Below are 11,642 nucleotides of genomic sequence, written 5' to 3'. Positions count from 1 at the left end.
TCTTAGCAAAATGACGACGCACCAATACCTTCAAATGAGCCTGTTCAGGGCAGTATGTCTGGACTTCTTGATTTCTCTTCAATTCTCTGCTGATGGTCGATGGACTTCGCTTAAGTGACTCCGCAATAAAAAGCTGTGAAAAACCCGCTTCTTTTAAACTGGAAATCGGGTATCTTTCTGTTTCGGTCAGTTGTGTATAGGCCATAGTGCATTTTCCTTTGGCGAGAAAGATGCCTACTATAGCAACTGACCGCCCTTCTGAAAAATTGCACTTATTAGTCGAATCCGCCAAATTAATTTATTGATAAGAGTGAATAATCAAGTTATACATTCTTATGATGTAGCTTTGATTTTGTTTCTAACAATTTTTTTAAGTATTTCTTCATGGAAATTTCATCATCACCTAATATCTGGAAGAATTTTTTATCAATTTGCTCTACCAAAGGTACTGCTATTTTTAGAGTAGCTTTACCTTTATCTAACAATATTACTGATTTGGCTCGGGAGTCTGTCGGATGTATCCGACGCTCTAAGAGTTTCTTTTTTTCCAGAAGACCGACTATTTGTGAAACCGTCATGACATCAATATCAGAAAATTCTGATATTTTTTTCTGAGTAACGTGCTCCAGGGATTGTTCTAAATACCCCAATACTGTCAATATGATGAATTGAGGATGCGTAATGTTAATAGATTCTAATGCTGATTTAATCTCGGAGTGCCAGATATTGTAAACCTTAATAAATAACAACCCGATTGATTCATCAGCATTATCTTTAAACGAAGAAGGAAAACTCAAGCTTCAACAGCCTGTTTAATTGCCCAGACGGCATCTGGTGTATCACTTATTAACTGCTTAAAAAACTCGATATCATCTTTTTCAATTTCACCTTTTTCTTTAGTGAATACAACTGTATGTTTTATATATAATTGTTCTTCGATGTTAAGAATCTCGTGCCCAAAACAAATTGAACCTAAATCAGGAACAATCGTTTCATCCCAAAAATGCTTATTTTCTTCAACTGAAGTTAAGGTAAACCCCATTGGCGGCATATCTTTTAATTTCATTACCCCTTTGTTATGAGTAATAAAATCACCTTCTAATGTGATGCTTTCTAAATCATCTTCCCAGACATTACGAAGCGAAATATCTGAATAATAAGGCCATATTTTCTCTGCTGAAGCATTGACTGGTAGCATGAAGCTTGATGTTAACATCTAAAGTTCTCCTGTATCATTAAATATATAGTAAGTTCACTTATTATAAGTTATATTATTAAATGTGCAATCATTTTTTGTACTGACTAGTGATATATTAGATTTTTGAATGTTTTCTCTATGTTTGATATTTGGCGCTTACCTTTATCCTGTTTTAGTGCAGTGTGTCGATCGTTCACTTTTCACAGGGCGGGATAGTTGTGTGAGTTGGAAATAATATTTTCGCTAATCCAGACAGTTGGATCTTTATTGAATTATAAAATTTTTAGTTTATGGGTTTATAGAGAAGTTTTCTCTATTTGATTTTTTTATTAAAATAAGGAATATAGAAATGTCAAGAACTGAAAGACTTATGGCATTACTGCAATACTTGAGGCAAAGAAGATATCCTGTCAGTGGTAAGCTATTGGCTAATGATTTAAATATAAGTTTACGAACTGTTTATCGAGATATTGCTTTATTAAATAGCCAGGGAGCCAATATAGAAGGTGAGCCTGGTTTAGGTTATATATTGCGACCGGGTTTTTTGTTGCCTCCTTTGATGTTTACTATAGATGAAATTGATGCTTTAGTTTTAGGTAACAAATGGGTTATCGAACAAAATGATGTTGTTCTTGCTAAATCTGCTTATATACCCAATAGATTTCAAGATGCATCGCGGCGGCAAGGGAGCGAATCCCCGGGAGCATAGATAACTATGTGACCGGGGTGAGTGAGTGCAGCCAACAAAGAAGCAACTTGAAAGATGACGGGTATAGTTTTATATCTAAGCTTGCAGCAGTACTTCCTGAAAAACAACGTGATCAGCTACATTTTTCGCCAATGACTGTGAAGACAGAAAGTTGCAGTAAAATTACTGATAATCATTTGATATTATCTGATGTCAGAAAAGCAATATATCATAAGTCAAAGATAACAATAACTTTCCTTGATTTAAATAATACATTCATAGTAAAAACAATCTGTCCTTTGTCGATTTTATTTAATAAAAAATTCTTTTTAGTTTCTTGGTGTGAGTTTAATCATACATTCATTAAACTACAGGTGGAAAAGATAAAAGAACTAAACGTATTATCGGAAAAGTATATACAAGATCGGATATTATTGCTAAAGAGATGGAGAGAGGAGGAGGGAATATCTGAAATTGAGTTACCTTGAGTCAGAGGTATGGAGGAGGATTGAAACTCGAGAATATAAAACTTCAAGCCAGTTCAACAAAGATTATGATTTTATCATAATATACTGTTTCTCCGGCTTCGATTTATATTTTAAGGTAGAGTCTACTATTTATATTTTCCACATGATTAATTCTACATTGAATAAATAATCATGTGGAAGATGAATTACCATCCCCATGTATCAGGGCTGGTTGCAGTGGGTAATACACTAATGCCATAGTAGCTAATGACAACCAAGACATATATATCGCTACCATAGCAATCTAATTGATATTTTCTTCCTCTTTCAGTCCATTGCCAATAATCAGTTTTCCAACTAGCTGGGTAGAACCCTTGAAGAAGCGAAGCCGTTCCCGGTCTTAACCCGCTGACATCAAGAGCACTGGTATTTTCAGAGTTACTCCAAATCACCTGACCCCTTAAATTTTCGTTTGTTAGATTAACAACAAAAAAGAAATGATCGTTACTATCAAGCATTTCACCCTTTTCTTTTTTTTCAGTTTCTTTCATCTTATACTCCTGATAAATAAATAGATAAAATTAGTGACCATGATGAAAATCGCTATTATATCTCTATAACTTCTATTTTTATGGCTGTTAATGCAATAACTACAGTAAGAAGTATAGTAGAAATATACCCAATAGATTTCAATTTGCAGCGCGGCGGCAAGAGAACTCATCCCCAGGAGCATAGATAACGATGTGACTGGGGTAAGTGAACGCAGCCAACAAAGCAGCAATTTGAAGGATGAAGGGTATACTTGTAATTATATATAAAACAGTGTAAATAAAATGGTAAATAGTAACAATATTTAATATGTTAGTTGTATATTGTGTATTATTGCGATTTTACCACAGTAAAACTTTGTGATTTTTTATTGAAATGTAATTATATATGGTATAACTTATAATAATTCTTACTTGATTGTTATTGAAGAGTATTTTATTTCTTGTCAGGAGTTATGTTAATTAATGCATATTAACGTGAATAATTAATTAAGTAAGGAAATTAATAATATTAAAACTAGTTTCTATCGTATGTATAGGGATATGTTTTTGTTTTTCTAATAGGCTTTTTTTAAAGGGATTTTATGTTTATCAAATAGATTTTTTGTATTGACAGCATCATGGGTTGCTTGCTTTTTTGGCATTGTCAATGTTGTTATACCCAATAGATTTCAAGATGCATCGCGACGGCAAGGGAGCGAATCCCCGGGAGCATATACCCAATAGATTTCAAGTTGCAGGGTGGCGGTAAGTGAACGCAGCCAACAAAGCAGCAGCTTGAAAGATGAAGGGGATATGATGTTTTCGTTATTACCCGGTATTGAAGTGATGCAATTGTTAAATATAAAATTCTTGTTCTCCTGAGTTTAATGGTTATATTTTTAGTCAGGGTGTTTTTTATTGAGAAAATTTCCGAAATAGAAAAGTAACGACATTAACTATTATGCCAGTTATTAATTATGTATGAATATAATAGCAATTTTAAAATTCTATTTGTTTCTTAAATGTTAATTCTTGATCGTAAACCATGCCTGATGTAGTTATTGAGAACTATTTTTCAAGTTATTAGCGTATATATAATTATGATTAGATTCGATGATAAAGTTATTAATGAGAGATTTGTTATTACATTGACCTCTATACCCTTCATCTTTCAAGCTGCTGCTTTGTTGGCTGCACTCACTCACCCCGGTCACATCGTTATCTATGCTCCCGGGGATTCGTTCACTTGCCGCCGCACTGCAACTTGAAATCTATTGGGTATATTTAATCATAATTGTTGTGTTTTTATTGTTTTGTTTACAAGGAATTAACAAGCTTAAATGTTAGTTTTCCCTATGCACTGGTTTATTTTCATTTGGTTAATATGCACTGGTTTATTTTCATTTGGTTAAGTAGTTGTGTTCACTATGCAATGATTTTTTTGTTTGGCTATTTGGGTTTTTACCTGCTGGCTGGTGAAACTGCTTGCTTATTATTTTAAGGGAGTAAATGCCCTTTTTTCTTTTTTTCTGGAGATGACTTTTGACTTCTCTTGCTTATGTTGACGCTCTTTGTGCACTTGATCACCCTTATCGTACCGATAGTGATTGCGATCGACTGTTTGATGCGGCCATGCTTGAACTGACGTTGTTCCATTGTGAAAACACTCCCGGTTATTACCCGTGGCTGAAAGCAGGCGGCTTTGACGTTCAAAAACTAGAGAAACTGAACGATTGGTCGCGTTTGCCACCCATTTTCGCTAATTATTTCAAACAGCAATTGTTGCTCAGTACTTCCGGTAAGGATGCGCTGGAATTAACCTCATCCGGGACAACAGGTCAAAAAAGCCGTATGCGTTACGATGCACGTAGTATCAGTGCCGCTCAGAATATGGTTGAACGTATTTTCGAGTATTACGGTTGGCATACGCCACAACAGCCCTGCAATTATTTGCTGCTGAGTTATGAACCTGCCGGAACAATTACTCTGGGAACCGCTTATACCGATCAGTATCTGTGTAAATATGCACCAGTGGCGCAAGTCTGTTATGCATTGCGCCATAACGGAAAAGGCAATGAATTTGATCCATTTGGTGTGATCCGATCTTTACAGGAGTTTGCGGCGCAAGGGCTGCCAGTACGTATGCTGGGTTTTCCAGCATTCCTTTGGTTTGCACTGGAGCGGATGCGGGAAATGGGTTTGCCTCCGATGCAGCTGCATCCTGAGTCATTAGTATTTTTAGGTGGTGGCTGGAAAACGCACGTCGATAAAGAGATTCCAAGATCTTTGCTATACCAGCGTTTAGGAGAACAACTGGGTATTCCTGATGAGCGTTGCCGGGATGGTTATGGCTCGGTTGAACATCCGGTGCCTTATGTTGAGTGCCGAAATCATCATTTTCATGTGCCGGTTTATGCTCGTGCTTATGTTCGTGATACGGCCAGTATGGCAGTCCAATCCTATGGTAAGCCCGGCTTTTTGCATCTGATATCACCTTATATCACTTCCAGTCCAGCCCACAGTATCGTGGTAAATGATTTGGCTGTGCTGCATCCAGCTGCTGAATGTGGTTGTGGATTGGCTACCGATTGGTTTGAGTTACTGGGGCGTGCAGGTACAAGTAAAAGTCGCAGTTGTGCGATTGCCGCTTCTGAGTTGATAAAGGAGTAGTCCTGAAATGTATTTAATTAATGGCAAGGTTATCTCTGACTTGGAACCTGCTGCTGTACTGGCTGAAGTTAAAAGTAATCTTGCTGAGACGCTGGCTTGTCCCCCAAACGTACAACAGGTATTGGAATGCGCTGGGCGCTTTGCCGACAGTCTCGATACTGTCGCGGCTAAACTTGGGCTGGATACTGCCATAATCAATACTTTACGCAGTTTTTGTCATCGTGATTCACTGGAAGCAAAGTTGCGACACGAGTTGGGAGAACAGCCGTTTTCCTTGCGCCGTTTTGATTATACACAGCCGCGCTTTGAAACTTGGCAACCTTTAGGATTAGTGGTGCACATCACGCCAGCCAATGCTCCGTTGCTGCCATTTATGGCGGTGCTGGAAAGTTTGCTGGTTGGTAATGTCAACTGGTTGCGTCCTAGTAGCAGTGATCGCGGTCTTAATGCGCAAATGCTGGCGGAATTTTTGCGTCATGATCTTAGCGGTAAGTTAGCGTCTTATGTATCTGTATTGCCTTTACCGTCTGATCAATTGTCAGAGTTACTGGATTGTGCTGATGCGGTTTCAGCTTGGGGCAGTAATGCCGCATTGACCGCTATCCGTAGCCAATTGCGGCCCGGTTGCCGTTGGATAGACTGGGGACATCGTATCAGTTTTGCCTATCTTGATCCGGTAGCTGCCAGGAGTGCTGATTACGATGCGTTAGCTGATGATATTTGCCGTTTTGATCAGCAGGCGTGTTCCAGCCCACAGTGTTTGTTGGTAGACAGCACTGACGAGAACGTTTTGCGGGAGGTGGCGAGTGCTATGGCTACTGCCTTGGCTCGGCGGGCGCCAGTATGGTCAGCGTTACAGCCCGATATACAAGCAGCGGCTGAAATCAGCAGTCAGATGGCGTTTTTGCAGTTGGACCAAGCTTTTGCTGGTCTGACGGGTTCGGTAGAACAGGGGGAAGGATGGCGGGTAGCCTGGATACAGAGGCAGGAGTTGGTGTCATCACCGTTATACCGTACTTTGCAAATTCGTCCAGCACCGCGGGCAAAATTAGTAGAAATTTTGTTGCCGTGGCGCCCCTATTTACAAAGCTGTGGTCTGATAGTCAGAACGGATGAATTGACGATGCTTAGTCGCCAGTTGCTGACCGCTGGAGTGACTCGCATATGTCAGGTTGGCGCTATGCACGATGGCTATGAAGGCGAACCACATGATGGTGTTTATGCATTGACTCGGCTTGCACGACGTGTTTCTGTCAGCTTGAAAGCTGAGCAACTACCGGGCCATGTCTCATTGGATAAATTGTGGGTTAATCCGCCAGAATTGACCGGGATTCCCGTGATGGATAAAGCCAAGTTTCAGCAAAATGGTGTCACTGAGAAAGCACAGTTGTTTTTCCGCAGTGGTGGCAGTAGCGGTGCCCCCAAACTGGCAGGGTTCAGCCACAGAGATTATCACAGCCAGATGCAGGCTGCGGCAGATGGCTTGTTTTCCGCTGGTTTGGACCCGGCTCAGGATCGGGTAATGAATTTGCTGTATGGCGGTAATCTTTATGGCGGTATGCTCAGTTTTTTCACTATCTTGGATAAATTATCTGTGCCGCATTACCCGATGGGTGGTCCGCTAGACGATGATTTTAGCCAAATCAGGCATTTTATTGTCACTCAGGGGGTCAATACGCTGGTGGGGATGCCAAGCACTATACACCAATTGTTTGAATGTGAAGAAGCCGCGTTGCGTGCTTATGGTGGTGTACGCAAAGTCTTTACTGGCGGTGAGCATATTAGCGAGGATCGGCGTCAGTTTCTGTCTAGTTTTGGTGTACAGGTGATCCGCTCGGCAATTTACGGGTCAGTGGATGCGGGTCCATTGGGTCATGCTTGTACCTGTTGCCACGGTGGAGAATTCCATCTGTTATCTGGCATTCAGTGGTTGGAAATATTGGCTCTGGACAGTGATCAGCCTGTCCCGAACGGTGAGACAGGTCGATTGGTGTTCACCCCTCTGGCGCGGGAAGGACAGTTGATTCAGCGTTACGATTTAGGTGATTTAGGTCACTGGCTGCCGGGTTCCTGTTCCTGCGGATTGCCAGCTCCACGTTTTAAACTGGAGGGGCGTCATGGTGCATTGATACGGGTAGGTTCTATTTTCCTGAATCCGACAGAATTATCAGCTGGGTTGGCGTTTCCAGTGCAATGGTTGGTAGGAGGAAAATCTGATGGTTATGAGTATATCCATATATTAGCCGATGGGGATGCTGATCAGGTGCGTATGCATCTGCTACAACATAGTAGGATGCTAAATCAAGTTGTCAGCGGTGGATTATTGCAACTGAACGTTATTCCTACGCCAATTGGGCAATTCCGTCATCATCCGCAAAGTGGCAAAACGCCGCTAGTGCTGGATTACCGACTCTGAGACCAATATACCCAATAGATTTCAAGATGCATCGCGACGGCCAGGGAGCGAATCCCCGGGAGCATATACCCAATAGATTTCAAGTTGCAGTGCGGCGGCAAGAGAACGCATCCCCAGGAGCATAGATAACGATGTGACTGGGGTAAGTGAACGTAGCCAACAAAGCAGCAGCTTGAAAGATGAAGGGTATAGATAACTCTGTGACCGGGGTGAGTGAGAGCAGCCAACAAAGAGGCAACTTGAAAGATAACAGGTATAATATTATTTGTTGAATAAATCATGACATTACCATTACACGATCTGGTTGAATATGCCCGCGATCATGCGCCCTTCTTTCGGGATCTTTACCGTGATTTGCCTCGTTCCGGCTGGACGCTGACTGATTTGCCATTAATCGATCCTGCTAATTACTGGCAGCAGTCGCAACCATTGGAAAACTGGCCGGTATTGACCGGCCCTATCAACGGCGGTCATGTTTTCAAAACCGGTGGCTCTACCAGTGAGGGAAGGTTGTCGGTGTTCAGTTGTGACGAATGGCGTGCTTTTGTGCGGGCATTTGGTCAGGGATTGGCGCAGCAACTACAGCCCGGTGACCGTGTTGCTAATCTATTTTTTGCCGGTGATCTATATACTAGTTTGTTGTTTATTCATGGCGCTTTGTCCTACTCACCGGTGCCAGTGGTAGAGTATCCGTTCACTTGTTCAGTTGATGATCAGGCATTGGCTGACGCTGTTGTCAGTCTGGGCATCAACGTTCTGGCCGGAGTGCCTGTGCAATTGCTACGTTTTGCCAGCACTTTGCAACAGCTTGACCAATCCATGCCTAATATTGAACGCCTGTTGTACGGTGGTGAAAGCCTGTTTACGGAACAACTAACATTGCTGAGTACTGTGTTCCCTAATGCACGTATTGGCTCAATCGGTTGTGCCAGTGTTGATGCTGGCCTCATTGGGGCTGCGGCTCCAGATTGCTGTCACGGAGAACATCGAGTTTTTGATACTGAGACGATTGTCGAAATTATTGATGAATCTAGTGGTCAGCCTATTACCGTACCTGGGCAGAATGGCCTGTTAGTTGTTACCAACTTGCAACGGTGCCTGATGCCGGTTATCCGTTACCCTACGGGTGATATGGCTTGTTGGTGTGAGGCACCTGGGAAGCCGCATTGTAAATTCGTTTTGCAGGGACGAGCGGGAAGTGCTCATCGAGTTCGAGTGTCTACTTTGTCTCTTTTTCCAGACCAAATTGCTCATTTACTGCAACAGCAAGCAGGAATACTTGCCTGGCAGTTATTGCTGAGCCGTCAGGATGGTATAGATAAGATAAAACTACTGTTAGCCAGAGATCAATCATCAACATTATCTACATCTACAGTATCAATCCATCAGGCACTTCTGGCAGCGCAACCTGCGATAGCCAAGCTATGTTGTCAAGGGGGACTATATGTCGAAGTGGTTGACTGTGCTCTCGAAAATATGCTGACTCATCCACGCTCCGGTAAGCTGATGCGTGTGGTTGATCATCGTGGTTATTGTGTTGAAGAGAAGGCAGCATGAGCATAAATCCAGTGATGCCATTGATTCGATTATTCCGGGAAGAGGACTCCACCGGTGTCAGCGCCTTATTCCGGGTGGTCTATGGCGAAGATTATGTCTACCCGGAAGTTTATTTGCCAACTATGCTTGGCCGCTATAATGCGGCAAAACATTGGTATTCTGCCGTTGCAGTACAGGATGACCAAGTGTTGGGACATGCGGCACTATGGCGGAATGATCGTTGTCCGTTAAGCGCTGAACTCGCGCTTATCGCGGTACATCCACAGATACGTGGTCAGGGTATCGCTACTGCATTGGGGCAATATTTGTGCGATCAGGCTAGAGAAATGGGCTTGAGTATACTGACTATCAAGCAGGTATCGTCACATAATCACAGCCAGCGTTTAGCCCAAAGCTTGGGCTTTCACACTACCGGCCTGCTGCCGGACTATGTAACATCACCATTTGATCAAACGTATCCTGAAAGCATAGTCTTGGGTTGCCTGCCGTTACAAAGTTGGCCCTTTCCTGAATTACACTGGCCTTCAGGTTGGCAAAAGTGGTTGAAATCGGTGACTCAAGTATTTGGTCAGGAGCCTCTAAAACCGGAGGAGGCAGTTGAGGCAGAGATCAGCATGACTAGTCATGGTCAAAGGTTGGAAGTGTGGATAGAAAAACAGACAACTGAGCGGATAAAAGAGGTGGCAGAGCTACCGGCTAGCAAATTGGTCTATGTGAAACTTCCGGTAGGGGAGGGCACTCTTCAGGCTATGCAAATTTTGCAACAGGCGGGGTTTGCTTGTACTGGTTTTGTACCCGGTCATCATCATCGTTGGGAGGCTTTGCTAGTTCGGGGGCATAGTAGGAAAGAATTGAGCCTAAGTTGTCAGCTTGCCCGTAGTCTGCACCAGCAAAGTATGTTTGCCTGCGCCGTTGGATAGTCTGTCAGCCATGACCGGAAATGATTTAGCGAAATCTGTTAAAGCTTAAAGGGGCTGACAGATTAATCACAAACCTACTTTTTGGCAGTAGGTTTTTTTGTGTCTTTCGCTCGGAATGTTTCTTTACAGGTAATCTATTATTCTGCAATGCGATACCCTGATGTCTATTTTAATATATTGCTAATGACACTTTTTTGAAGTGAATTTTATATTATATGTGATTGTTCAATATAACGAAGTCGAGATTATAAGAAATTTATTATTATATAACTTCTCTCTGCAATAATAGATTTCCCAGGTAAAAATAATCCAGATAGCATTATTTAAAGACACTCAAATTATCTCTGTCACCATTCAAACCACTGTATTGCTCTATATATATCGTTTTAGCGCCCATGCCTCGGCGTTTGGCAGTCATCGTTTTCTTGTATCCACGCGAGACATTCATCATATAATGCCTGTACAGGTTGTTTTAGATTAAATACTTTGCGAGTACCTGGCCACTCCGTTATTATCCGGTTGGTTGCATATGAGGGATCAATTAACAAGCCAAGATGCCAGTCAGATAACCAATGATGTTGCTGGTAAAACTCAGCTATCTCACTTAACCATTCCCGGTTAAGGTTGTAGATATCCAATAATATAAAACCATACGGTTCGTCTTTGGCGGCTGCTTTGGCGGCTGCAAATTCTGATGGTGATGAATATGTATGGAGTACGTCGACGTGCGGTGTTAGCAAGTATAAAAATGCCTTACGTGTCATTTCGCAAGCGCTGATGATGGATAGCCGCTTCATTCTTGCTCCTTATTCTTCTTGGTGTAACTTTGCCAATTCGGTTTGTAATTGATCTGGTAAATCTGCCAGAAACCAGTAATATTCTGGACATAAAAGACTCGCTGGGTCGTCGAATAATGCCGGGCTGTCATAATAAAATGACCGCGTTGAGTTTTGATTCGATGTTATCGATCTCGTTGATCTTTTTGATTTCTTACGAAACATATTTTCTCTCCATATTTGTCACTACTGTGCTTTGGTAATACTGTGCGGGTAATCAGGTAGCTCCCTGATTTACCAATATCAAATGTCAGTGGTTAATATCAGTATATTGCGCATCTGTCTCAATCCGTTGAATACCTGATAACGGTGTTATCTGTAAAAAAACTAAGCGTTGAAAGTTGAAAAATAAATCTCATG

General features: G+C 41.8%; 10 protein-coding genes and 1 pseudogene. 6 read left to right on the top strand and 5 right to left on the bottom strand.

The genetic code is table 11. The features are described from left to right. The 3 genes from EAE89_RS19735 to EAE89_RS19725 all read right to left on the bottom strand — a co-directional run. The coding region (locus tag EAE89_RS19735) for a helix-turn-helix domain-containing protein (protein WP_214086466.1) at positions 1-205 on the bottom strand (205 nt) is incomplete at its 3' end. Between the two features lie 118 nt (positions 206-323). After that, positions 324-797: a MarR family winged helix-turn-helix transcriptional regulator gene (locus EAE89_RS19730; RefSeq protein WP_214086465.1), complete on the bottom strand. Its 474-nt coding sequence runs from the start codon at positions 795-797 to the stop codon at positions 324-326. Beyond that, positions 794-1,216 carry an SRPBCC family protein gene (locus tag EAE89_RS19725; RefSeq protein ID WP_214086464.1) on the bottom strand — a complete coding sequence of 141 codons (423 nt, stop codon included), beginning with the start codon at positions 1,214-1,216 and terminating at the stop codon, positions 794-796. The genes EAE89_RS19730 and EAE89_RS19725 overlap by 4 nt, the downstream gene beginning before the upstream one ends. Positions 1,217-1,547: 331 nt before the next feature. Here EAE89_RS19725 and EAE89_RS19720 point away from each other — a divergent pair. Both EAE89_RS19720 and EAE89_RS19715 read left to right on the top strand, forming a co-directional pair. Continuing rightward, positions 1,548-1,844: pseudogene (locus EAE89_RS19720) on the top strand (helix-turn-helix transcriptional regulator); the annotation flags it as partial. Positions 1,845-1,915: 71 nt separating this feature from the next. Next, positions 1,916-2,374: a WYL domain-containing protein gene (locus EAE89_RS19715; RefSeq protein WP_214086462.1), complete on the top strand. Its 459-nt coding sequence runs from the start codon at positions 1,916-1,918 to the stop codon at positions 2,372-2,374. Positions 2,375-2,559: 185 nt separating this feature from the next. On the opposite strand, the gene EAE89_RS19710 is transcribed toward EAE89_RS19715, so the two are convergent. After that, positions 2,560-2,904 (bottom strand): hypothetical protein, encoded by a 345-nt coding sequence (locus EAE89_RS19710; protein WP_054480271.1) that lies wholly within the window; start codon positions 2,902-2,904, stop codon positions 2,560-2,562. Between the two features lie 1,521 nt (positions 2,905-4,425). On the opposite strand from EAE89_RS19710, the gene EAE89_RS19705 reads away from it, so the two are divergent. The 4 genes from EAE89_RS19705 to EAE89_RS19690 all read left to right on the top strand — a co-directional run bounded on the left by EAE89_RS19705 (position 4,426) and on the right by EAE89_RS19690 (position 10,446). Then, a complete protein-coding gene (locus EAE89_RS19705) occupies positions 4,426-5,553 on the top strand; it encodes a LuxE/PaaK family acyltransferase (RefSeq protein ID WP_214086461.1) in 1,128 nt (375 codons plus the stop codon). A 7-nt stretch (positions 5,554-5,560) separates the two neighbouring features. Beyond that, entirely contained in the window at positions 5,561-7,969 is a 2,409-nt protein-coding gene (locus EAE89_RS19700) for an acyl-CoA reductase (RefSeq protein ID WP_214086460.1), read from the top strand. A gap of 279 nt (positions 7,970-8,248) precedes the next feature. Then, positions 8,249-9,526, top strand: a complete 1,278-nt coding sequence (locus EAE89_RS19695) for a phenylacetate--CoA ligase family protein (RefSeq protein ID WP_214086459.1) — start codon at positions 8,249-8,251, stop codon at positions 9,524-9,526. After that, the gene (locus tag EAE89_RS19690; protein ID WP_083451942.1) at positions 9,523-10,446 is read left to right on the top strand and encodes a GNAT family N-acetyltransferase; all 924 of its coding nucleotides are present in this window, start codon (positions 9,523-9,525) and stop codon (positions 10,444-10,446) included. Before EAE89_RS19695 ends, EAE89_RS19690 begins: the two co-directional genes overlap by 4 nt. 386 nt (positions 10,447-10,832) lie before the next feature. Here the strand turns inward: EAE89_RS19690 and EAE89_RS19685 are convergent, their stop codons facing one another. After that, the gene (locus EAE89_RS19685) at positions 10,833-11,243 is read right to left on the bottom strand and encodes a hypothetical protein (protein WP_214086458.1); all 411 of its coding nucleotides are present in this window, start codon (positions 11,241-11,243) and stop codon (positions 10,833-10,835) included. Positions 11,244-11,642 lie beyond the last annotated feature (399 nt).

It is taken from the genome of Photorhabdus heterorhabditis (assembly GCF_018448905.1).
Classification (GTDB): Bacteria; Pseudomonadota; Gammaproteobacteria; order Enterobacterales; family Enterobacteriaceae; genus Photorhabdus; species Photorhabdus heterorhabditis.
Note: the sequence above shows the minus strand (reverse complement) of the source record. Positions and strands in the feature narration are given on the sequence as shown.

Bases quoted from the DNA above. Each gene is read 5' to 3' on its own strand.
- EAE89_RS19695 (WP_214086459.1), top strand. From the start codon at position 8,249: ATGACATTACCATTACACGATCTGGTTGAATATGCCCGCGATCATGCG.
- EAE89_RS19700 (WP_214086460.1), top strand. From the start codon at position 5,561: ATGTATTTAATTAATGGCAAGGTTATCTCTGACTTGGAACCTGCTGCT.
- EAE89_RS19710 (WP_054480271.1), bottom strand. From the start codon at position 2,904: ATGAAAGAAACTGAAAAAAAAGAAAAGGGTGAAATGCTTGATAGTAAC.
- EAE89_RS19685 (WP_214086458.1), bottom strand. From the start codon at position 11,243: ATGAAGCGGCTATCCATCATCAGCGCTTGCGAAATGACACGTAAGGCA.
- EAE89_RS19725 (WP_214086464.1), bottom strand. From the start codon at position 1,216: ATGTTAACATCAAGCTTCATGCTACCAGTCAATGCTTCAGCAGAGAAA.
- EAE89_RS19690 (WP_083451942.1), top strand. From the start codon at position 9,523: ATGAGCATAAATCCAGTGATGCCATTGATTCGATTATTCCGGGAAGAG.